The organism is Hydrogenophaga pseudoflava NBRC 102511 (genome assembly GCF_001592285.1).
Classification (GTDB): domain Bacteria; phylum Pseudomonadota; class Gammaproteobacteria; order Burkholderiales; family Burkholderiaceae_C; genus Hydrogenophaga; species Hydrogenophaga pseudoflava.
The window spans coordinates 1-20,114 of sequence record NZ_BCWQ01000025.1 but is presented as its reverse complement, the minus strand read 5'-3'; the positions used below and the strand labels follow the sequence as shown (position 1 = coordinate 20,114).

Sequence of the window (20,114 nt, the reverse complement as noted above, 5' to 3'; positions counted from 1 at the left end):
AAAGGAAGCATCAAGTGGCGGCAAATCTCAATATTTGCACGTGGAACATTGACCGGTCGGGTGTCAGATCCAAGTGGAGGTCGGCCCATCAGGCCGAATGGCTGGCCTCCCGGTCGGTAGACATCTGTGTGGTCACGGAAGCCCATGAAGGCTTCGAGATCGAGGGACGAGGCGCAGTGGCTTTCAGCGCCAATGGCCGGGCTCCCTACGCTGGCTGGGAGCACGCCGTGGGTATCTGGTCGCGCTACCCCGTCGTTGAACACATCCGCGTCGGTGATGCTTCTGTTGCTTGCTGCGTGGTCTTGCAAACGCCAGTCGGTGCGGTGGTTGTATACGGGACCATCCTGCCATACCGCAACGCGGGGCAGCTCGACGGCCAGGGCGCCTGGGAGGTGCACCGACGCAGCTTGAAGAGTCAGATCCAGGACTGGGAAGCCATCCGGGGGGCCAGGCCCGATCATCACCTTGTGGTGGCTGGTGACTTCAACATGACCATGGAGCCAAGCAATGCCTACGTCGATCGTGAGTCAAGGCAGCGCCTGTTGCAGACTTGTGAAAACCTGCGCCTGCCCTGCCTGACGAAACAGGACACGCGGTCAGAGCTCGGTCGGTCCAACATTGATCACGTGCTGGCCAGCAGCGGGCTTCAGCTATCGGCTCCCGTTGCGTATGAGCTCCCGCGGATCCTGGTCAACGGACAGGCAAGGTTGCTCAGTGATCACAACGCAACCGGGCTTACCTTGGCAAAGCGATAACTCAACGATCCGGAGATCCAAGTTGAAGATCCTGTCCTGGAATCTGGGTCATCAGACGCGGGAGAAGCCGCTGGCGGCAGGTCTGCTGGACGCGATCAAACAGTTGGGTCCGGACGTGTTGGTGCTCAACGAGTTTGTGGACGGACCGACCAGGCAGTCGCTGTATCAAGGGCTTGGCGAGTCCGGGTTCGCATGGCGTCTGGTTTCTGATCGCGTGGGCCGACACAACCAGGTGTTGATTGCCTCAAAAAGTCCTTTGTTACCCGGCCCCATGCGTGGACCAGACATGCCGGGTGGTGCGGGGGCATCGAACTTTCTTCACGTCCAACTGGAGAACTTCGAGCTCGTGGGACTGCGCGCGCCGGCCTATAAAACGCAGGGAGAGCTTCAACTGTATTGGTCCTTGTTGTCTGAGCTCGTCACAGGATCGGCAGGCAGACGCATGGTCTGGATCGGAGATCTCAACGCGGATCCTGATCGACCACGCTATGTCGGAGGGCGCACCCTCAGAAGTCTGGAGGCGTCGGGATGGCAGTTGCCCAGACCCACTGGAACATGGAGCTTTGTCAGGGGGACCAGGATTGACCATGCGCTGGTTGCCAAGGAGCTCTGCCTGTTGTCGGCACGCTATGTCATCGAAGTCAACGGACGCCTTGTTGTCAGTGCGGTCCCTGGTGAGGGAATCTCTGATCATGCCGCACTGGAGATTCATATTCAGACGTGACCCTCCCCAGAATTGATCGGAATACCGAGAGATCGAGGTCAGTCCTTTAAGGCCCCCTTGTAAGGAGTGCCTCTCAGAAAGGGAGTGCAAGAGACCAGCCTATTGGGCCTGTTGCATTCGCCGCTGTTCCTCCCGGTCACTGAGCACAATCTCAAGGTGCAGGGTGGCCCGAGTCATGCCCACAAACAGCATGCGGTGGTGCAGGTCGGTCCAGGTCTCTTCATCGATTTCGGTCAGCACGATGGCCGGAGCTGACTGGCCCTTGAAGCGGCGCAATGTCTCCAGAAGCAGGTCTCCCTCGGTGAAGATCGGACGCTGATGCTGGTCATACTGACAGGTGAACCGTGTCTCGAGCGAGGAGCTCACAAGGACCCTACCGACCTATCGCCTGTTCAGAACCTGAATCCCTCCCGAGCCTTGAAGAGCTGTGCTGGCCGTTGCGGACCACGCTCGTACTCGTCCAGCTCCACCAGGTCCGGTGAGCCTTTGAGCCGACGCCGGAACACGCTCTTGTCCAGGGCACGGCCGAGGATGGCCTCACAGACCTTCTGCAGTTGGGTCAGGGTGAACTTTTCGGGCAACAGGTGCAGTGGCAGCACGTCGCCTTCCACCCGCGAGCGCAGAGCTCGCAATGCGGCCTGCAGCTGTTCCTCATGGTCGAAGGCCAGACGGTGACGGGGACTGGTGGCGCTGACCCACTGGACAGCTTCGACCTTGTTGCGCACGATTGCATTGATCTTGTCCTTGGGCAGCAAGGCATAGAACAGTGTGGCAATGGACCAGCCGCGAGGATCACGGGTAGGGCCACTGAAGGTGGACACCTCGGCCACATGCTGCAGCTCCACGCTCACCTTGTGGGCCAGCACACGTCGAGCGGCGGCCATCAGCGAGTCGTCCAGGTGTGGCTTGAGGACGCCACTGGGCAGTGCCCAGTGGCGGGCATAGGGGTCTTCGGCCCGTTTGACCAGCAGCACCTTCAAGCCGTCGTCGTCCACACAGAACAGGGCCACGTCCACACCGACCAGAGGAAAAAGCTCTCGCACGACGACCATAGTTGCAGAGTGTCAATATGTTGTTATGATATTTGCATTGTGCCACTAAGGGTTGACGACATGGCGTATGACATCGTGGGAGATATTCATGGGCAGGCGGACAAGCTGGAGGCACTGCTCGAGACCATGGGCTACCAGCGTAAGGCAGGTGCTTACCGCCATCCGTCGAGAACGGCCATCTTTGTGGGCGACTTCATTGACCGAGGCCCGCGCCAAGTGGACAGCTGTCGCCTGGTCCGTGAAATGGTGGACGCCGGCAGCGCACAGGCGGTGATGGGCAACCACGAATTCAACGCGGTGGCGTGGTTCATGCAGGATCCGGAAGGCGAAAGCGCAGAGCACTATCTGCGGCCGCGCCACGGCGAGAAGGGGATTAAGAACCGCCACCAGCACCAGGCCTTCCTGGCCGAAGTGGAGGGCACTCCCATGCATAAGGAGCTGATCGACTGGTTTCTGACCTTGCCTCTTTGGCTGGAGCTGCCTGAACTACGAGTGGTGCACGCCTGCTGGCACGACGGGCTGATGTCCTCGCTGGCGCCACTGCTGGGGCCTGGTCGCACTCTGACGCCTAAGCTGATGGTCAGGGCGAGTCGGGAGGATGACCAGGTATTCGAGGCTGTGGAAGCCCTGACCAAGGGCATCGAAGTGCCACTGCCCGATGGGCATTTCTTTCTCGACAAGGACGGCAACGAGCGGCGCAATGTGCGCATCCGTTGGTGGGAAGAGGGCAGCGACACCTACCGTGATCTGGCGATCATGCCGGAGCCGGAGCGACAGCTCTTGCCAGACCTGCCGCTGAACGCGAAGGCCAAGCCTGTTTACGACAAGAGCAAGCCTGTGTTCTATGGCCACTACTGGATGCAGGGCGACCCGGTGTTGCAGGGCAGCCACTTTGCATGCGTGGACTACAGCGCTGGCAAGGGAGGGCCGATGGTGGCTTACCGGTGGAAAGGGGAGCAAAGCCTTGACCCACGCAACTTCGTGCGCGCTGGCTAGATGCGACAAGCGCTTACGTTAACGTCCCACCTCTATTTCTGACAGGCGCAAAAATTCGAGGGGACAACACCTCTACGTTCCTTTTCTAGGGTGGCCATTTTGAGTGCTGTGAACCTTCGCGATTGGCAAAGGGTTTGCAGCGTCTACTGCTTGAACAGTTCGATCACCAGGGCACGCGCCCAGCGCAGAAAGGGGTCGTGTTCGTGCCGCCGTCCCCAGTGCAGCGACACCGTGAAGTCCTGTTGTGGCAGGTCGGCGTCCAGCAGGTGGAACTCCTCGCGCGGTTCGAACTCCTGCGCAATCGCCTTGGGGATCACCACCGCCAGGTCGGTTGAGCGCACGATCGCAGGCAGGGCCAGGAAGCTCGATGCGCGCAGCCGGATGCGCTCTTCCAGCTGGAGCACGCTGAGGATGCGCTGTGTCTCGCTGTGCGAACGCACCGTGACAAAGTCGAAGCGGCTCAGGGCTCGGGTGGAGATGCCGCCCTTGGTCCGGCCCCGTATCAGCGGGTGTCCCGCCTTGAGCATCAGCGCATACCGGTCCTTGAGCAGTTCGATCTTCTGCGTGCCCTGGGTCTGCGGCAGGAAGCCGATGGCCAGGTGCAGGTCGCCGTTGTGCAGGGCTTCGGCAATGTCTTTCTGGGGCCAGGGGCTGGCCAGCACCTTGACGCCGGGCGCACGGGACTGCAGCGCTTGCACCAGACGGGGCAGGAAGCGCATCTCGCCGATGTCCGTCAGGTGGATCCGGAGTTCTGCCCGGCTGGTCTGGGGGTGGAAGGCATCTGGCTCGCGCAGCCCTTCGTCGAGCAGGGCAAGCCCTCCCTGGACCGAACGGGCCAGGCGGTCCGCGCGTTCGGTGGGCTTCACGCCGCCTGCAGTGCGCTCGAACAGCGGGTCCCGCAGTTCGATGCGCAGGCGGCTCAGTGCCTGGCTGCAGGCGGGCTGGGACATGCCCAACCGCTCGGCCGCCTTGCTGATGTTGCGCGCCGCGTAGATCGCGTCGAAGACGCGGAGCAGGTTCAGGTCCATTCTTAAATTATAAGAATCAGGCATGTGACTTAGTAGGCTTATCTAATTGGCGAATGCGGTTGAGACGCCCACACTGCGGGCGTTTCCACACGAGGACGCCAATGAAGCGCAACACCCCTGCAAAGACCCGCCGTTCGAAGCAGCAGCCGACCGTTCGGGAGGCGGTGCATCAGTGGATGCGGGACGTCGGCATCGACACCGTGTTCGGCAACCCGGGCTCGACCGAGTTGCCGATGTTCCGCGACTTCCCCGAGGACTTCCGCTACGTCCTGGGTCTGCAGGAGTCGGTGGTGGTGGGCATGGCCGACGGCTACGCGCAGGCCACCCGCAACGCGGCGCTCGTGAACCTGCACTCGGCCGCAGGGGTGGGGCACGCGATGGGCAACATCTTCACTGCCTTCAAGAACCAGACCCCGCTCATCGTCACCGCAGGCCAGCAGGCGCGCTCCATCTTGCCTTTCGATCCGTTCCTGTTCGCGGCGCAGGCCACCGATCTGCCCAAGCCCTACGTCAAGTGGGCCTGCGAGCCGGCGCGCGCTGAAGATGTGCCGCTGGCGCTGGCCCGGGCCTACCACCTGGCCATGCAGCCGCCGTGCGGACCGGTGTTCGTGTCGATTCCGGCCGACGACTGGGACAAGCCCAGCGCCTGGGTACCGCCCCGCACGGTGACGCGGTCCATCGCACCGGACCCGGTGGCCCTTCGCGCGGTGGCCAAGGCTCTGGAGAAGGCCAAGCGCCCGGCCTTCGTCGCCGGCACCGGGGTAGATCGCGACGGTGCGGTGAACCTGCTGGTGAGTCTGGCCGAACAGCACCGGGCTGCGGTCTACACCGCACCCATGAGTGCACGCTGCGGTTTTCCCGAGAGCCACGACCTGTTCAGTGGCTTCCTGCCGGCCATGCGCGAGCGCATCGTGGCGATCCTGGCCGAGCACGACCTGGTGCTGGTGCTCGGCGCGCCTGCGTTCTCCTACCACGTCGAAGGTGAAGGACCACACGTACCCGAAGGGACCGCGCTCTGGCAGATCGTGGACGATCCCCACACGGCGGCCTGGACGCCCAGCGGCAACAGCGTGGTCGCCAGCCTGGATCTGGCCGTCGCGGCCCTGATCGACGGGACCAAGCCCGTCAAGCGCCGTGCACCGCCCCGGCGCCCGGCACCCCGCTCAGAGGAGGCTGGCCTGCCGATGAGCGTGGCCTACGTGCTGCAGGCGCTGGACCAGGCACGGGGCGCACAGGATGTGGTGGTCGAAGAGGCACCGGGTTCGCGCGGCGTGATGCAGCAGAACCTGCCCATGAACGGCGCGGACAGCTTCTACACCATGGCCAGCGGCGGCTTGGGGTTTGGCATGCCGGCGGCGGTCGGGGTTGCGCTGGGTCGCCAGAAGCAGCGGCTCAAAGGTCGCACCATCGCGCTCATGGGCGACGGATCGAGCATGTATTCGATCCAGGCGCTGTACGCTGCTTCGCAACTGAACCTGCCCATCACCTTCGTCATCCTTAACAACCGGCGCTACGCCGCGCTGCAGGACTTCGCGCCGGTGTTCGGCTATGCCAAGGGGGACAAGCCTGCGGGCACCGATCTGCCCCACCTGGACTTCGTGGCGCTGGCCGATGGCCAGGGCGTTCCCGCCTGCCGTGTCGAGCGACCGGAACACCTCGGCAAGAGCCTGGAGGCCGCTTTGGCGGCGAGGGGGCCGTACCTCATTGAGCTCGTCGTCAGCTGAGTGCAGCCGCATTCATTCATCACACCCATCCACAGGAGACAAGACATGACCACCATCAACATGCTCATCAACGGCGAAGCCGTGCAGGCCCAAAGCGGCGCGACCTTCACCCGTTCCAACCCGCTGGACGGCCAGGTCGCCACCACGGCGCCCGCCGCCTCCGTGCAGGACGCGGTGGCCGCCGTCGACGCGGCCGCTGCGGCTTTCCCTGCCTGGGCCGCCACCTCGCCCGGTGAACGCCGCGCCCTGCTGCTCAAGGCCGCCCACGCGCTGGAGGCCAAGGCGGCAGAGTTCACCGCAGCGATGGCCGCCGAGATCGGTGCCTCCGGCCTGTGGGCCGGATTCAACGTGCACCTGGCCGCCGACATGCTCGTCGAAGCCGCGGCGCTGACCACCCAGATCAACGGCCAGGTGATCCCCTCCAACGTGCCGGGCAGCCTGGCCATGGCCACGCGCCAGGCCGCTGGCGTGGTGCTTGGCATGGCGCCCTGGAACGCCCCCGTGATTCTGGGCGTGCGTGCCGTGGCCGTGCCGCTGGCCTGCGGCAACACCGTGGTGCTCAAGGGCAGCGAGCTGTGCCCGGCGACCCACGGCCTGATCATCCAGGCGCTGCAGGAAGCCGGTCTGCCCAAGGGCGTGGTCAACTTCGTGACCAACGCACCGGCCGACGCGGCCGAGGTGGTGGAAGCCATGATCGCCCACCCGGCCGTGCGGCGCGTGAACTTCACCGGCTCGACGCACGTCGGCCGCATCATCGCCACCAAGTGCGCCACCCACCTCAAGGCCTCCGTCCTGGAGCTGGGCGGCAAGGCGCCGCTGCTGGTGCTCGACGACGCCGACCTGGACGCGGCCGTCAACGGCGCCGCCTTCGGTGCCTTCGCCAACTCGGGCCAGATCTGCATGTCCACCGAGCGCATCGTGGTCGATGCCAATGTGGCGGATGCATTCGTGAGCAAGCTCGCCGCCAAGGCCCAGGCGCTGCCGCTGGGCGACCCCCGCCAAAGCCCGGTCGTGCTGGGCTCGGTGGTCGACATGCGCACCGTCCATCGCGTCAACGAGCTGATCGACGATGCCGTGGCCAAGGGTGCCAAATTGGTGTGTGGCGGCAAGGCCGAGAACACGCTGATGCCGGCCACCCTGCTGGACCACGTGACGCGCGAGATGCGCATCTACAGCGAAGAGACCTTCGCCCCGGTCAAGGCCATTGTGCGCGTGGCGGGCGAAGAGGCGGCCATCGCCTGCGCCAACGACAACGCCTTCGGCCTGTCGGCGGCGGTGTTCACCGCCGACACCGCGCGCGGCTGGCGCGTGGCCCAGCGCATCGAGTCGGGCATCTGCCACGTCAACGGCCCCACCGTGCACGACGAGGCGCAGATGCCGTTCGGTGGCGTCAAGGCCAGCGGCTGGGGGCGCTTCGGCGGCCAGGCCGGCATCGAGGCCTTCACCGACCTGCGCTGGATCACGCTGCAGACCACGCCTCGCCACTACCCGTTCTGAGCACGCCATGAACGTCACCATCCTGGGCGCAGGGGCCATGGGCTCCCTGTTCGGCGGTCTGCTGGCCGCGCAGAGCCACACCGTGGAACTGCTGGACGTCAACGAACGGCACATCGACGAAATCCAGCGTGCGGGCCTGACCCTCGACACGGACCAGGGCAGCCAGAACGTGCGCGTGAAGGCCTGCCGACCCGAGCAGGGGTCGGTGCAGCCCGACTGGCTGATCGTCTTCACCAAGACCCTGCACACCGACAGCGCACTGCGCGCCGCGCAGCACCTGATCGGTCCGCAGACCTGCGTGCTCAGCCTGCAGAACGGGCTGGGCAACGTGGAGAAGCTGGAAGCCTTTGTGCCGCGTGAGCGCATCGCCATTGGCGTCACCACGGTGCCGGCCGACATGAAGGGGCCGGGCCATGTGCAGTCGCACGGCAAGGGCTACAGCCGCTTCATGTCGGCGGACGGGCAGGGCAACCCCGCGCTGTTCCAGCTGGCGGCGGATTTCAACCAGGCCGGCCTCAGCTGCGAGCTGGATGACCAGGTGCTGGCCGCCATCTGGCGCAAGGTGGCCTTCAACGCGGCGCTCAACAGCATCTGCGCGGTCACCGGCAGCACGGTGGGCCAGCTCGGCCAGAACCCGGACACCCGGGCCCTGGTGCACCGGACCTCGCAGGAGGTCATCGACGTGGCGCGGGCCGCGGGTGTCCTGGTGGATGCCGACGGTGTGCACCACGACCTCGACCACGCCATGGAACACCACGTGCACCACAAGCCCTCGATGCTGCAGGACGTGCTGGCCCGGCGGCCGACCGAGGTCGATGCCATCAATGGTCAGGTTCGTGTGCAGGGCGAACGGCTGGGTGTGCCAACGCCCTGTGTGTCCACCCTGCACGCCCTGGTCAAACAGATGGAGGCGGCCGCTTCCTGACGCCGGGCGCCCGTCCGTTCCCACCTATTTCATTCACCCTGAAGGAGACAACATGACCACCTTGACATTCATGCCCAAGGCCGCACTGGCCGGACTTTTCGTGGCGCTGACCGCCGCGGCGGCTCTGCCCGCCGCCGCCCAGCAGGTGACGCTGCGCGTGCACCACTTCCTGCCGCCCACCTCCAGCGCACACGTCAAGCTCATCCAGCCCTGGTGCGACAAGATCGCCAAGGAATCGGCAGACCGCCTGAAGTGCCAGATCTTCCCGTCCATGCAACTGGGCGGTGCCCCGGGCCAGCTGTACGACCAGGTCAAGGATGGCGTGGTGGACGTCGTCTGGACGGTGCCCACCTATGCCGCAGGTCGCTTCACCAAGTCAGAAGTGTTCGAGCTGCCCTGGATGGCAAGCTCGGCCAAGGCCGGCAGCCAGGCGCTGTGGACCTATGTCGACAAGAACGCCCAGGACGAGTTCAAGGGTGTGCATCGCATCTTCATGCACCTGCACGATGGCGCGCTGTTTCACTTCAAGGACAAAAAGCCCCAGACCCTGGAAGACTTCAAGGGTCTGAAGATCCGGGCGGCGACGCGCTCGAACGCCCGCATGATCGCGGCGCTGGGAGCGACGGCGGTGGCCATGCCGCTGCCGATGGTGCCCGAGGCCCTGTCCAAGAACGTGGTCGATGGCGCCGCCGTGCCCTGGGAAGGCACTCCCGCGATCCGTCTGGCCGAACTGGCCAAGTACCACCTGGACGTGCCCGACGGTGTGCCGCGCATCTCGAACACCATCTTCCTGTTCGGCATGAACGAGCAGAAGTACAACGCGCTGCCCGCCGACCTGAAAAAGGTGATCGACAACAACAGCGGCCTGGCTACGTCCGCATGGGCCGGTGAGGTCGGGTTCGACGCCGTGGTGGAGACCTACAAGAAGGCGGCCAAGGACGCGGGGGGCACCCTGGCGAACCTCAGCCCCGCGGAGTACCAGCGCTGGGTCAAGGCGACCGACGCGGTGGACGACGAGTGGATCAAGGAAGCCACCGCGAAGGGCGCCGACGGCAAGAAGCTGCTGGAGGAGGCCCGGGCGCTGGTCGGGCAGTACGCCAAGTAAGCTATCTGGAGTGTGATTTTGGGGCCGGCGGCTACGTGTCGCCGGTCCCATCTTTTTATGTTGCCAAGCGCAGAAGACCGGTGCTGGCGTGGCAGTTGATGTACTCGAATTGCGCATCGCCGGCCTGCAGCACGCTCACCTCGTGGTACAGGCGCAGGCTGGGCGGAGAGGCGATGGCCTGGAGCATGCCCATGAAGGCCCCGAAGATCTTCAGGTGGGTGGGGTGCTTCTCGGCCCAGGCCTCCATATGCGCCAGGCTCTGCCACCAGCTCAGTCCGTAGCTGCGGGCAATGGGTGCAAAGTTGTCGTCGAGCACGCGCAGGTAGCGGTTGCTCAGGCAGCCGGCTCCCACGCCGTCTGACGAGGCCAGGAACGCCATGCCCTCGCGCAGCACGGGTTCCACCTCGCCCAGGTAGCGCTCGCGCTCCGCACCGACGGTGTGTTCCCAGTTCTGGCCGCTGCGGATCAGGGCAATATTGTGGTGGCCTTCGATGATCACCCGTTCGCCGGGCCTGGGCTGGGTGGGGCGAAGTGGATGGGAGCCGGCCAGTGCATCCGTCTGTGAGGCCGGCAGGCGGTCGCGCATGCCGCCCCAGTAGGCGTGTTCCAGGATCTCACCACTCACCGCCTCGGCCAGGCGTGCCACGGCCTCCTGGCCGTCGGGCGATGACATCAGGGTTTCGAAGCGGTCCACCCCAGGGCAGGCCACTTCACGAAACCATCCCGTGTGGCCGTTCAGGCGTTCATCGCTTTGCCAGAAAGCCTGTGGGGACATCGAGGCCTTCATGCCGGCAGCGGTGTTTGAAGAACGCATGAAGGCCTTCACCGACGAAATCAAGTCCCAGCCGCTGGCCCAGGGCTTCGACGAAATCTTCTACCCGGGCGAGATCGAGCACCGGCGCGAACAGGAGAACCTGTCGGCGGGCATCCGCCTGCCACGGGACACCTGGGCTGATCTGGAGCGGATCGCGGCGGAGGCCGGTCTGGCGGACGCGCTGGGCGCTTGCCGCGCCACGGCCAACGGCTGACGCCGCCGTCTCACTCGAACACGTTCTTGCCGTGCACCTTGGCGCGCCGCGCGCCGTCCAGGTGGCCGCGCATCAGGGCGGCTGCGGTCACGAAGTCCTGCTTCGCGATGGCGTCGAGGATCTGCAGGTGTTCCTGCGCCTGGCCCTGGCGCGGGGCGCGGCGCGAGGCCTGGCGGTATTCGACCAGGCGGCGCAGCTGGTTGACGCGCTTGACCGACTGCACGATGAAGCGGTTGTTGGACCAGCTGGCCACGATCTCGTGGAAGCGGCTGTTGGCCTCGAACAGCTCGATCGGCGTCATGCGCTCGAAGCCGCTCTCCACAATCAGCTTCTGCTCCTGCTGCAGCTGCTTCAACTCGGCCGGGTCGGCGTGGAACGAGGGGCTGAGGATGCCGGTGGGCTCGATGGCCTGGCGGAACAGGTAGCTCTCTTCGTAGGCCTCGGGCGACTCGATCATGTTCTGGAAGCTCCAGCCATGGCCCACCTTGGGCTCGACCCAGCCTTCTTCGCTGATGCGGGTGAGCACCTTGCGCAGCGTGCTGCGCGCGACGTTGAAGCGCCGCATCAGCTCGGCCTCGTTGATCTCGTCGGGCAGTTGCCCGGTCTGGCGCGCCTCGGCAATCGCCAGGTAGAGCGGGTCGTCGGGCTGGCTGGAGAACTGCTCGGCCACCACGCCCCAGTCCTTCGCATCGCGGGCCAGGAAGTAGCCGCGGTTCGGGTCCTGCTGAAGCACGCCGTGCGCCACCAGGTGGCGCAGGGCCGCCTGCACCGGCGAGCGCGAGGTGCCGACCTGCTCGGCCAGCAGGCTCTCGGCCAGGTGCTCGCCGGCCTGCTTGTCCTCGCGTCGCACGATGGCGACGATTTCGCGGGCGACGCGGGACTGCAGGGGGCTGAGGTGCTGTTCGCTGGGCGGTGTCATGGTCCACATTGTCGCGCCTAGCCCCGCCTGCTCATATCACTGCGTGGCTTCGTCGTGCGCCGGCAGGTCGATCAGTCGCTTGCCCTTGGAGAACCAGGCCCAGACCAGGGGTGCCACGAACGCGATGACCGCCAGCACCAGCAGGCCCATGGCCAGCGGCGAATCCCACAGGATGTTGAGGTTGCCGTCCGAAATGGTCAGCGCGCGGCGCAGGTTCTTTTCCATCTGCTCGCCCAGCACCAGGCCCATCACCACCGGCACCAGCGGAATGTCGGCCTTGCGGAACAGCCAGCCCACCACGCCGAAGCCCAGCATCACGTACAGGTCGAAGATCGAGCCGGAGATGCCGTAGACACCCACGAATGAGATCAGCACCACGCCGGGCATCAGGTACTTGACAGGAATGTTGAGCACCCGGGCGAACAGGCCGACCATGGGCAGGTTCATCACCAGCAGCATGATGTTGCCGATGAACAGCGCGGCGATCAGGCCCCAGACCACGTCGGGGTTCTTGGTGAACAGCAGCGGACCGGGTGTGATGTCCAGCGACATCAGCACGCCCAGCAGCACCGCCGTGGTGGCCGATCCGGGCACGCCCAGCGCCAGCATGGGCACCAGGGTGCCACCCGCAGCCGCGTTGTTGCCCGATTCGGGGGCCGCCACGCCGCGCGGGTCGCCCTGCCCGAAGTTCCCTCGCTTGCCCAGCCACTTCTTCTCGGCCACATAGGCGATGAAGGCACCGAACGAGGCGCCCGCACCGGGCAGGATGCCGGCCAGGAAGCCCAACACCGTGCCTCGTCCCATGGTCGGGATCGTCAACTTGAGCATGCTCCACGGCAGACGGGAGCCGCCCTTTTCAAAGATGACCGGCTTGCTGGCGTGTGCCTGTTCGGTGCCGTGTGTTTCGATGAACACCAGCACTTCGGACAAAGCAAAGAAGCCGACTATAGCGATCAGGAAGTCGATGCCGTCGTTGAGGTGCATCAGGCCGAAGGTGAATCGGGGCACACCGGTCTGGCTGTCCACGCCGATCAGCGCGATGGCCAGGCCGATGCCGGTGGCCAGTCCCGCCTTGGCCACGTTGGCGCTGGCCACACCGCCCAGCGTCGCGAAGGCCAGCGTGAACATGGCGAAATACTCGGCCGGCCCGAACAGCAGCGCCACCTTGATGAGCTGCGGTGCCAGGAACACCAGGCCCCACAGCGCAAAGAACGAGCCGACGAAGGACGCCACGCCCGACAGCGCCAGCGCTTCCGACACCTGGCCCTTGCGCGCCATGGGGTAGCCGTCCAGTGTGGTCATCAGCGCGGGTTCGTCCCCTGGAATGTTCAGCAGGATGGACGAGATACGGCCGCCGTACATGCAACCGTAGTACACGCTGACCAGCAGGATCAGGGCCTGTGTCGGGTCCAGGCCCATGGCAAAGACGATGGGGATCAGGATGGCGATGCCGTTGGCCGGACCGAGCCCGGGCAAGGCGCCGATGATGGTGCCGAGCACGCTGCCCACGAGGGACAGGGCGAGGTTGACCCAGGTCATTGCGACGCCGAAGCCGCTCAACAGGTTGTTCAGGGTTTCCATGGAAATCTCAGTGGTGTGTGGCGAGACTCAGAAGCCCCAGGGGCCTTTGGCCAGCGACAGGCTCAGGCCGTATGTGAAGATCAGGTAGATGCCGGCCGACATCACGAGCCCGCCGACGACGGACTGCGCGGGCGTGCCGCCCAGGCGCCAGACCATGAAACTGGCCAGCACCGTGGACGACAGCACGAAGCCCAGTTCGGGCAGGACCAGGGCATAGGCCACCATCACACCGACAGTGATGGCCATTTCCAGCCACTTCGTCAGGGCTGGCCAAGCCGGGTTGGGACCCGGCTTAATCAGCATCACGCCACCGGAGAGCGCGATCAGCGCCGCGATTGCAAGGGGAAAGGCCTTGGGGCCCAGAGGGTCCTGAATGAAGCTCTCTTCGATGCGGCCGGTGGCCCAGACCACGAGGCCGGCAAACAGCAGACCGAAGATGCCAAAGATGCGATCGCTCATCACGTGCTCTCGAATGGGAACTGGGTGCTTACTTGATGATGCCGATCTCGCGCGAGATCGACTGGATCTGGTCGATGTCGTGCTTGACGAACTCGGAGAACTTGGCGCCCGAGAGGTTCAGCGGCTCCATACCGTTCTTGGCGGCCGTGGCCTTCCATTCCTTGGAGGCGGTCACGGTGTTGAGCTGCTTGGCCCAGAAGGCGTAGGCGTCGTCGCTCATCTTGCCGGGCACGTAGAAGCCGCGCCAGTTGGCGCCGATCACGTCCAGGCCCTGTTCCTTGGCGGTGGGGAACTTGGCGAAGTCACCGTCCAGGCGGTCCGGGGCCAGCACGGCCAGCACGCGCATCTTGCCGGCGTCCACGAAGCCCTTGGCTTCGGAGGCGTCGCCGGTGAAGGCGTTGACCTTGCCCGCCATCAGCTGGGTGATGGCCTCGGCGCCACCGTCGAAAGCCACGTACTTGACGGTCCGCAGACTGCCAATGCCCGCCTTCTTGGCCGCGATCAGCACCTTGAGGTGGTCCCAGCCGCCGACAGCCGAGCCGCCCGCGAAGACGACGGAAGCGGGGTCTGCCTTCACTTTGGCCAGCAGCTCGGGCAGGGTCTTGATGGGCGAGTCGGGCGCCACACCGATCACGCCGTAGTCGGTGCCGATGGAGCCGAGCCACCGCACCATGGTGTAGTCGGAGCCGGTGTAGGCACCCTGCGCCAGCCGGGTGGCGGTGGACGAAGAGGCGGCGACGATCAGGTTGTTGTCGGCGCCGCGTTTGTTGACCACTTCGGCAAATGCGGCACCGCCACCGGCACCGGCCTTGTTGGTTACCTGCATGGCGCCTGGAATGAGCTTCTGGTCCTGCATGGCCTTGCCGACCAGGCGGCAGGTCATGTCCCAGCCACCGCCGGCGCCGGACGGGGCAATGCACTCGGTGTTGCCGGGCTCGAAAGCCAGTGCGGCGCCTGCGGTGACCAAGCCGATGGTGGTGGTGAGGACGGTGGTGAGGGAGCGGAATTTGGTGTTCATGGAGACCTCTTCAGGGGTTGGGGGTGAGTGGAAGGCGCGGGGAATATCTCAATCCAGCTTGATGCCGACCTGCTTGATCAACTTGCCCCACTGGGCGCTTTCTCGGGCGATCAGATCGGCGAACTCTTTCTGGCCGCTGCCGATGGGTCGGGTCATGGTGGCTTGCAGCTTTTCCACGTTGGCGGGTGTCTTGAGAGCGTGCAGGGACGCCTCGCGCACGCGGGCCACCACGGCGTCCGGCGTGCCCTTTGGCAACGCAAAACCGAACCATGAAGAAAACTCGTAGCCCTTGACACCGCTCTCGGCCACGGTCGGCACATCGGGCAGCGCGTCGGAGCGCTTGGAGCCAGTCACGGCCAGGGCCTTGAGCTTGCCGGCTTTGATCATGGGCACTACCGCCTGCGGGAAGGCCACCGACAGTTCGACCTCGCCGCCCAGCACGGCGGTGGTGGCCGGGCCGCCACCGCGGTAGGGGATGTGGGTGATGGACACCTTGGCCAGCGACTTGAGCAGTTCGCCCGCCAGGTGGTTGGCGCTGCCGTTGCCGGCAGACGAGTAGTTGAGACGACCCGGCGCCTGGCGGGCCATGTCCAGCAACTCCTTCAGGTTGTTGGCCTTGACCAGCGGGTTGGCGCAGATCACCAGGTCCACCGAAGCCAGGAGCGAGACCGGAATGAACTGGTCCAGCGTGAAGCCCGTGTCGGGGTACAGGTGCGGGTTGATGGTCAGCGTGCTCTGGTTGACGAAGGTGATGGTGTGGCCGTCGGCGGCTGCCCGCGCACCCAGTGCGGTACCGATGTTGCCGGCGGCGCCGCCCTTGTTGTCGACCACCACGGGTTGTCCCAGGAAGGATTGCATCTGCGGTTGCAGGGTGCGGCAGAACACATCGGCACCGCCGCCGGCTGGCTGGGGCACCAGCAGGGTCACGGGCTTGCTGGGGTAGGCGCTTTGTGCATACAGGCTGCCGGCGCTGCCCGCCAGCGGGGCGGCGGCCAGGGCTTTGATGAGGTCTCTGCGGGTGAAGTCCATGCGGTGTCTCCGGTTGCGCCAGTCTGGCGAAATGATTTATGTAATCATAAAAGACATCGAAAGCGAAAGCAACTAAGTAAAATCCCCATGACATCGCCTGATGATTGATCTGGATTTATTAAAAGTAACCACAAAACACAATATGAGTCGTGACGAACTCACCCCTTCTGCAGCCCGCTGGGCCCTGGTGGGCGCACGGACCACGGTCGAGCGCCATGCGCGGGGTCGGGGCTTGGCCCTGTTTCGCTGCGATGCGGCTGGCGCCGCATGGACGCACACCCACACCCTGGCCCTGAACAACCCGAGCTTTCAGGTGCTCAACCGGGTGAAGACGCGGGCCTACACCGTGCATGGCGACCAGAGCGAGGTCTCGGTGATCGACCTTTCGATGGCGGGTGAACTGGCGCTGCTGCAGACCACCGACACCGGCGGCCGCAACCCGGTGCACCTGTGCCTGTCGGCGGACGAGCGCTTTCTGCTGGTGACGAACTACGCCACCGGCAGCCTGGCCTGCTGGCCGGTGCTGGACGATGGCCGGCTGGGCGAGCGCAGCGACCTGCTGCACTTCCAGGGCACGCCCGGCCCCAAGCCGCAACATCAGAAGGGCCCACACCCGCACCAGGTGGTGCCGTGGCCGGGCAGCGATTGCTATCTGGTGCCCGACAAAGGGCTGGACCGAATGCACGTGGTGCGTCTGACAGCACAAGGCCGACTGGAAATGGTCTTCGCCTATCAGGCCCCGGCGGGCAGTGGCCCCCGGCACCTGGTGGTGGACCCTGCGCACCAGCGTCTGTGGCTGTGCCTGGAGCTGGGTTCGGCGGTAACACGGTTGGGTTTCGATCCGGCCTCCGGCGAGGTGCTGGACGGGCCGGTGGTGTCCACGCTGCCGGCCGGGCATGACGGTGAGAACAGCGCTGCGGGCATCGCCCTGCATCCGTCGGGCAAGGTGCTGTACGTGTCCAACCGCGGGCACCACAGCGTGTGCGTGCTGGCGCTGGACGAGCACAGTGGTCAGGCCGCGCCGCTGCGCTGGCTGGGCACGCAAGGCCGCACGCCGCGCTTCATCACCCTGACCCCGGCGGCTGACGCCCTGATCGTGGCCAACGAGGACAGCGACTCCGTGTTGCGCTTCCCGCTGGACGCTGACGGGATGCCCGGCGAGGGCGTGGTGGTGGCGCAGACCGGCAGCCCGGTGTGCGTCAGCTTCCTTTAACTACCCAGTAGGTGCGCGTGTTGCAGAACTCGCGCACGCCGGCTGCGGCCAACTCGCGGCCATAGCCCGACTTCTTGGTGCCACCAAAAGGCACGCGCGCGTCGGACGCGGTCATCGCGTTGACGAAGGCCGCGCCCGAGGTGATGCGCCTGGCCACGCCCACCGCACGCGCGGTGGAGGCAGACCACACGCTCACCGACAGGCCGAACGGCGTGGCGTTGGCCAGCCGCACCGCTTCGTCGTCGTCCTGCGCCACGATCACCGCGGCGGCGGGGCCGAAGGTCTCTTCGTCGAACACGGCCATGCCGGGGCGCACGTTGCCCAGCACAGTGGGTGCGTAGTAACAGCCCTCGCCCGGCAACGCATGGCCGCCGGTCAGCAACTGGGCACCGGCTGCCACCGAGCGTTGCACCTGGTCGTGGATCGCGTGGCGCAGGTCGGCGCGCGCCAGCGGCCCCACCTGCGTGCCCTCGGCCAGCGGGTCACCCACCTTCAGCGCTTGCGTACCCTGCACGAACAGTTCGGTGAAGCGCGCGGCCACCGCCTGCGAGACGATGAAGCGCTTGGCGCACACGCAGCTCTGCCCGCTGTTGTTGAAGCGCGCCTTCACGGCGGTCGCCGCAGCGGCGGCCACGTCGGCGTCGTCGAGCACGATGAAGGCGTCGGACCCGCCCAGTTCCAGCACCGACTTCTTGGACGCGCGGCCGGCCGCCGCGCCCACGGCGGCGCCGGCACGGTTGGAGCCGGTCAGCGTCACGGCGGCGATGCGGTCGTCGGCGATGAGGCGCTCGGTCACGGCCGGGACGTCCGGCTCGGCCACCACCAACGTGGTCAGCAGGTGTGCGGGGAAGCCCGCGTCCAGGATCAGTTGCTGAATCGCCAGCGCGCTGCCGGTCACGTTGGGCGAGTGCTTGAGCAGCACGCCGTTGCCGGCCAGCAGCGAGGGGATGGCGAAGCGCATCACCTGCCAGACCGGGAAGTTCCAGGGCATCACGGCCAGCACCAGGCCGATGGGTTCGTAGCTGACCCACGCCTCCACCCCGTCGATGCTGACCGGCTCGTCGCCCAGCAGGCGCGCGGCGTGGTCGGCGTAGTACAGCGCGGTGACGGCGGACTTCTCCATCTCGCCCGCGGCTTCCGGCAGGGGCTTGCCCATCTCCTGGGTCATCAGCGTGGCCAGGGCGGTCTTCTGCTCGCGCAGCACCTGGGCCAGGCGGCGCACCGCAGCCACCCGCACGTCCAGGGGCTGCTGGCCCCATTGCAGGGCGGCGGCGTGGCCCTGGGCCACGGCCTGTTCGATGCGCTCGGGGCCCCAGCTGTCGTAGTCGGCCAGGTGGGCGCCGGTGGCGGGGTTGAGGGTGGTGATCAAGTGGGTCATGGCAGGTCGGGGCTTGTTGGGTGGCTCAGGCGTGGTGGAACAGCTGGCGGCAGAAGGTGTTGACCTGGCTGCCCTTGACCACGCAGACGTCGGCGGCTTCGCGCCACTTGGCAAAGTGCGGCGCCTGGCGGTGCGCCTCGATGGCGGCTTCGTCGTCGTACAGCTCGTAGAACATGAAGTGCGTGGGGCGCGAGGTGTCCTGCGTCACGTCGAAGTAGCGGCAGCCGGGCTCGTCTTCAAAGGTGCGCGCGGCGTTTTCCTGGATGGCGGCGAGGAACTGGTCCAGGCGCTCGGCGTGGACTTCCAGACGAACGATCAGAGCGATCATGGGTGGGCTTTCTGAAGGGTGGGTTGAACGGTCAGCAGGGCAGGGCGACGCCGGTTTCGGCGCCCAGCTTGCGCAGGCTGTCCCAGGTGTTGTCGGCCACCGAAATGCCAGTGGTCAGGTGCTTGGCGGTGTTGCGGTCTTCGAGTTCGCCGGGGAAGAAGATGTCGCTCACGCCCGCAGCGGCCGGCACCGCCTTGATCTCGTCGATCAGTTGCTCCATGCGCTGCGCGAAATCGGCCTGCGCCATCAGGGCCTCGACGTTGATGGTCAGCAGCAGGTGGCCGCAGCCGCTCTTGCGGTCGGCCTGGTAGGGGCCGGCGATGTTGGAACCAAACTGGCTGCCGGTCAGCACGCCGGAGAGCACGTCCATCATGAAAGAGATGACGTAGCCCTTGTGGCCCGCCATGGGCAGGATCAGGCCGTGGATCGCGTCCTTGGCGTTGGTGGTGGGCACGCCTTGTTCGTCGGCGGCCCAGGTGGGTGGGATGTCTTCACCCCGTTCGGCGGCCAGGTAGATCTTGCCGCGCGCCACCGCCGTGTTGGCAATGTCCATCACCGCCACGCCGTAGCGGCCGGCCGGCGCCGCGATGGACCAGGGGTTGGTGCCGATGGCCTTGACCTTGCCACCCCAGGGCGCCATGGCCGGCGAGGCGTTGGTGGAAAGAAAGGCCACACAGCCCTGCCGGGCCGACTCGCGGGTGAAGTAGGCCGCGGTGCCGAAGTGGTTGGAGTTGCGCACCGCCACGGCACTCACGCCAAAACGCTTGGCACGCTCCACACCCGCGTGCACCGCCTGCATGGTCAGCACCTGGCCGATGCCGTCCTGGCCGTCGATGACGGCGACCGCGCCGCTGTCCTGCGCCAGCGCGCCCTGCGTCACCGCCTGCATGGCGCCGCTGCGCAGGCGCTCCACATACCAGGGCAGGCGCAGCATGCCGTGGGAGGAGTGCCCCCACAGCTCCGCCGCCACCAGGCTGTCGGCCAGCAGGTGGGCGTCGGCGGTGGGCACGCCGTGGTGCTCCAGAACAGATTGTCCAAAGGCGGTCAGCTGACCGGCGCTTGCGATGGTGGGCATGGTGCGGTGTCGGTTGGTCGATTGAGGTTGCGTGGATTATAGACTTATGAGATCACAAAAGACAATGTGTCTGTTGAGGCCTACAATCGTGACGGGTGCTTTCAGGGGCGTTCTACGGGTTTTTGTTGATTTAGACAAAGTGCTGCCGGCTGAATGTGATGCATCTAGCGATGGTCTTTATTGCATTATGTGATCATGTTGAGCTATGCTGCGCGACCTGTTCTTTCTGACCACCAACCACTCACCCACGACCATGAGCACACCCACTGCATCCCCTCGC

General features: G+C 65.7%; 21 protein-coding genes. 9 read left to right on the top strand and 12 right to left on the bottom strand.

Going from position 1 to position 20,114, the window contains the following annotated elements; all coding sequences use genetic code 11:
• The first annotated feature begins 14 nt into the window (after positions 1 to 14).
• Both HPS01S_RS20900 and HPS01S_RS20895 read left to right on the top strand, forming a co-directional pair.
• On the top strand, positions 15 to 755 hold the full coding sequence (locus HPS01S_RS20900) for an endonuclease/exonuclease/phosphatase family protein (RefSeq protein WP_066160938.1): 741 nt from the start codon (positions 15 to 17) through the stop codon (positions 753 to 755).
• Positions 756 to 777: 22 nt separating this feature from the next.
• Positions 778 to 1,479 (top strand): endonuclease/exonuclease/phosphatase family protein, encoded by a 702-nt coding sequence (locus HPS01S_RS20895; protein WP_066160935.1) that lies wholly within the window; start codon positions 778 to 780, stop codon positions 1,477 to 1,479.
• Between the two features lie 99 nt (positions 1,480 to 1,578).
• Here HPS01S_RS20895 and HPS01S_RS20890 read toward each other — a convergent pair whose 3' ends face one another.
• Together HPS01S_RS20890 and HPS01S_RS20885 are read right to left on the bottom strand one after the other, a co-directional pair.
• A complete protein-coding gene (locus HPS01S_RS20890; protein WP_066160932.1) occupies positions 1,579 to 1,845 on the bottom strand; it encodes an ATP-binding domain-containing protein in 267 nt (88 codons plus the stop codon).
• Between the two features lie 26 nt (positions 1,846 to 1,871).
• Positions 1,872 to 2,531 (bottom strand): NUDIX hydrolase, encoded by a 660-nt coding sequence (locus HPS01S_RS20885; protein WP_066160925.1) that lies wholly within the window; start codon positions 2,529 to 2,531, stop codon positions 1,872 to 1,874.
• A 60-nt stretch (positions 2,532 to 2,591) separates the two neighbouring features.
• On the opposite strand from HPS01S_RS20885, the gene HPS01S_RS20880 reads away from it, so the two are divergent.
• Positions 2,592 to 3,527 (top strand): metallophosphoesterase, encoded by a 936-nt coding sequence (locus HPS01S_RS20880; RefSeq protein WP_066160921.1) that lies wholly within the window; start codon positions 2,592 to 2,594, stop codon positions 3,525 to 3,527.
• A 143-nt stretch (positions 3,528 to 3,670) separates the two neighbouring features.
• On the opposite strand, the gene HPS01S_RS20875 is transcribed toward HPS01S_RS20880, so the two are convergent.
• Positions 3,671 to 4,555, bottom strand: a complete 885-nt coding sequence (locus tag HPS01S_RS20875) for a LysR family transcriptional regulator (RefSeq protein ID WP_255284273.1) — start codon at positions 4,553 to 4,555, stop codon at positions 3,671 to 3,673.
• A 101-nt stretch (positions 4,556 to 4,656) separates the two neighbouring features.
• On the opposite strand from HPS01S_RS20875, the gene mdlC reads away from it, so the two are divergent.
• The 4 genes from mdlC to HPS01S_RS20855 are packed head-to-tail and all read left to right on the top strand — an operon-like array spanning position 4,657 to position 9,806.
• Positions 4,657 to 6,279, top strand: a complete 1,623-nt coding sequence (mdlC, locus tag HPS01S_RS20870; RefSeq protein ID WP_066160915.1) for a benzoylformate decarboxylase — start codon at positions 4,657 to 4,659, stop codon at positions 6,277 to 6,279.
• Positions 6,280 to 6,324: 45 nt separating this feature from the next.
• Positions 6,325 to 7,776 (top strand): aldehyde dehydrogenase, encoded by a 1,452-nt coding sequence (locus HPS01S_RS20865; protein WP_066160912.1) that lies wholly within the window; start codon positions 6,325 to 6,327, stop codon positions 7,774 to 7,776.
• 7 nt (positions 7,777 to 7,783) lie between these two features.
• Positions 7,784 to 8,701 (top strand): ketopantoate reductase family protein, encoded by a 918-nt coding sequence (locus HPS01S_RS20860; RefSeq protein ID WP_066160909.1) that lies wholly within the window; start codon positions 7,784 to 7,786, stop codon positions 8,699 to 8,701.
• Positions 8,702 to 8,753: 52 nt separating this feature from the next.
• Complete coding sequence (locus HPS01S_RS20855; RefSeq protein ID WP_255284272.1) at positions 8,754 to 9,806, top strand: TRAP transporter substrate-binding protein; 1,053 nt, start codon at positions 8,754 to 8,756, stop codon at positions 9,804 to 9,806.
• 55 nt (positions 9,807 to 9,861) lie between these two features.
• Here HPS01S_RS20855 and HPS01S_RS20850 read toward each other — a convergent pair whose 3' ends face one another.
• Positions 9,862 to 10,620 (bottom strand): phenylacetaldoxime dehydratase family protein, encoded by a 759-nt coding sequence (locus HPS01S_RS20850; protein ID WP_157576512.1) that lies wholly within the window; start codon positions 10,618 to 10,620, stop codon positions 9,862 to 9,864.
• Here HPS01S_RS20850 and HPS01S_RS20845 point away from each other — a divergent pair.
• Entirely contained in the window at positions 10,619 to 10,834 is a 216-nt protein-coding gene (locus HPS01S_RS20845; RefSeq protein ID WP_255284271.1) for an Ldh family oxidoreductase, read from the top strand. The genes HPS01S_RS20850 and HPS01S_RS20845 overlap by 2 nt on opposite strands.
• A 10-nt stretch (positions 10,835 to 10,844) precedes the next feature.
• Here HPS01S_RS20845 and HPS01S_RS20840 read toward each other — a convergent pair whose 3' ends face one another.
• From HPS01S_RS20840 to HPS01S_RS20820, 5 genes are read right to left on the bottom strand one after another with little or no spacing between them, the layout of a single operon-like run.
• Complete coding sequence (locus tag HPS01S_RS20840) at positions 10,845 to 11,753, bottom strand: GntR family transcriptional regulator (RefSeq protein ID WP_084397624.1); 909 nt, start codon at positions 11,751 to 11,753, stop codon at positions 10,845 to 10,847.
• Positions 11,754 to 11,789: 36 nt separating this feature from the next.
• The gene (locus HPS01S_RS20835; RefSeq protein WP_066160898.1) at positions 11,790 to 13,334 is read right to left on the bottom strand and encodes a tripartite tricarboxylate transporter permease; all 1,545 of its coding nucleotides are present in this window, start codon (positions 13,332 to 13,334) and stop codon (positions 11,790 to 11,792) included.
• Between the two features lie 27 nt (positions 13,335 to 13,361).
• Entirely contained in the window at positions 13,362 to 13,793 is a 432-nt protein-coding gene (locus HPS01S_RS20830; RefSeq protein ID WP_066160894.1) for a tripartite tricarboxylate transporter TctB family protein, read from the bottom strand.
• A gap of 28 nt (positions 13,794 to 13,821) precedes the next feature.
• Positions 13,822 to 14,811, bottom strand: coding sequence for a Bug family tripartite tricarboxylate transporter substrate binding protein (locus tag HPS01S_RS20825; protein WP_084397616.1), 990 nt, complete (start codon positions 14,809 to 14,811; stop codon positions 13,822 to 13,824).
• A 48-nt stretch (positions 14,812 to 14,859) separates the two neighbouring features.
• On the bottom strand, positions 14,860 to 15,840 hold the full coding sequence (locus HPS01S_RS20820; protein ID WP_066160892.1) for a Bug family tripartite tricarboxylate transporter substrate binding protein: 981 nt from the start codon (positions 15,838 to 15,840) through the stop codon (positions 14,860 to 14,862).
• 142 nt (positions 15,841 to 15,982) lie between these two features.
• Here HPS01S_RS20820 and HPS01S_RS20815 point away from each other — a divergent pair, with 142 nt between their 5' ends.
• Positions 15,983 to 17,053: a lactonase family protein gene (locus tag HPS01S_RS20815; protein ID WP_169803962.1), complete on the top strand. Its 1,071-nt coding sequence runs from the start codon at positions 15,983 to 15,985 to the stop codon at positions 17,051 to 17,053.
• Here the strand turns inward: HPS01S_RS20815 and HPS01S_RS20810 are convergent.
• Genes HPS01S_RS20810 through HPS01S_RS20800 form a run of 3 tightly spaced genes read right to left on the bottom strand, consistent with a single transcriptional unit; the run spans position 17,040 to position 19,834 of the window.
• Positions 17,040 to 18,431 carry an aldehyde dehydrogenase family protein gene (locus tag HPS01S_RS20810; RefSeq protein ID WP_066160885.1) on the bottom strand — a complete coding sequence of 464 codons (1,392 nt, stop codon included), beginning with the start codon at positions 18,429 to 18,431 and terminating at the stop codon, positions 17,040 to 17,042. The genes HPS01S_RS20815 and HPS01S_RS20810 overlap by 14 nt on opposite strands.
• Positions 18,432 to 18,456: 25 nt before the next feature.
• On the bottom strand, positions 18,457 to 18,759 hold the full coding sequence (locus HPS01S_RS20805; RefSeq protein ID WP_066160882.1) for a putative quinol monooxygenase: 303 nt from the start codon (positions 18,757 to 18,759) through the stop codon (positions 18,457 to 18,459).
• 31 nt (positions 18,760 to 18,790) lie between these two features.
• Entirely contained in the window at positions 18,791 to 19,834 is a 1,044-nt protein-coding gene (locus tag HPS01S_RS20800; protein WP_066160879.1) for an Ldh family oxidoreductase, read from the bottom strand.
• Between the last annotated feature and the right edge of the window lie 280 nt (positions 19,835 to 20,114).

Excerpts from the sequence above, each read along its gene's own strand:
- HPS01S_RS20885 (WP_066160925.1), bottom strand. The coding sequence starts at position 2,531 with ATGGTCGTCGTGCGAGAGCTTTTTCCTCTGGTCGGTGTGGACGTGGCC.
- HPS01S_RS20880 (WP_066160921.1), top strand. The coding sequence starts at position 2,592 with ATGGCGTATGACATCGTGGGAGATATTCATGGGCAGGCGGACAAGCTG.
- HPS01S_RS20875 (WP_255284273.1), bottom strand. The coding sequence starts at position 4,555 with ATGGACCTGAACCTGCTCCGCGTCTTCGACGCGATCTACGCGGCGCGC.
- mdlC (WP_066160915.1), top strand. The coding sequence starts at position 4,657 with ATGAAGCGCAACACCCCTGCAAAGACCCGCCGTTCGAAGCAGCAGCCG.
- HPS01S_RS20865 (WP_066160912.1), top strand. The coding sequence starts at position 6,325 with ATGACCACCATCAACATGCTCATCAACGGCGAAGCCGTGCAGGCCCAA.
- HPS01S_RS20860 (WP_066160909.1), top strand. The coding sequence starts at position 7,784 with ATGAACGTCACCATCCTGGGCGCAGGGGCCATGGGCTCCCTGTTCGGC.
- HPS01S_RS20855 (WP_255284272.1), top strand. The coding sequence starts at position 8,754 with ATGACCACCTTGACATTCATGCCCAAGGCCGCACTGGCCGGACTTTTC.
- HPS01S_RS20845 (WP_255284271.1), top strand. The coding sequence starts at position 10,619 with ATGAAGGCCTTCACCGACGAAATCAAGTCCCAGCCGCTGGCCCAGGGC.
- HPS01S_RS20850 (WP_157576512.1), bottom strand. The coding sequence starts at position 10,620 with ATGCGTTCTTCAAACACCGCTGCCGGCATGAAGGCCTCGATGTCCCCA.
- HPS01S_RS20840 (WP_084397624.1), bottom strand. The coding sequence starts at position 11,753 with ATGACACCGCCCAGCGAACAGCACCTCAGCCCCCTGCAGTCCCGCGTC.
- HPS01S_RS20835 (WP_066160898.1), bottom strand. The coding sequence starts at position 13,334 with ATGGAAACCCTGAACAACCTGTTGAGCGGCTTCGGCGTCGCAATGACC.
- HPS01S_RS20830 (WP_066160894.1), bottom strand. The coding sequence starts at position 13,793 with ATGAGCGATCGCATCTTTGGCATCTTCGGTCTGCTGTTTGCCGGCCTC.
- HPS01S_RS20825 (WP_084397616.1), bottom strand. The coding sequence starts at position 14,811 with ATGAACACCAAATTCCGCTCCCTCACCACCGTCCTCACCACCACCATC.
- HPS01S_RS20820 (WP_066160892.1), bottom strand. The coding sequence starts at position 15,840 with ATGGACTTCACCCGCAGAGACCTCATCAAAGCCCTGGCCGCCGCCCCG.
- HPS01S_RS20815 (WP_169803962.1), top strand. The coding sequence starts at position 15,983 with ATGAGTCGTGACGAACTCACCCCTTCTGCAGCCCGCTGGGCCCTGGTG.
- HPS01S_RS20810 (WP_066160885.1), bottom strand. The coding sequence starts at position 18,431 with ATGACCCACTTGATCACCACCCTCAACCCCGCCACCGGCGCCCACCTG.
- HPS01S_RS20805 (WP_066160882.1), bottom strand. The coding sequence starts at position 18,759 with ATGATCGCTCTGATCGTTCGTCTGGAAGTCCACGCCGAGCGCCTGGAC.
- HPS01S_RS20800 (WP_066160879.1), bottom strand. The coding sequence starts at position 19,834 with ATGCCCACCATCGCAAGCGCCGGTCAGCTGACCGCCTTTGGACAATCT.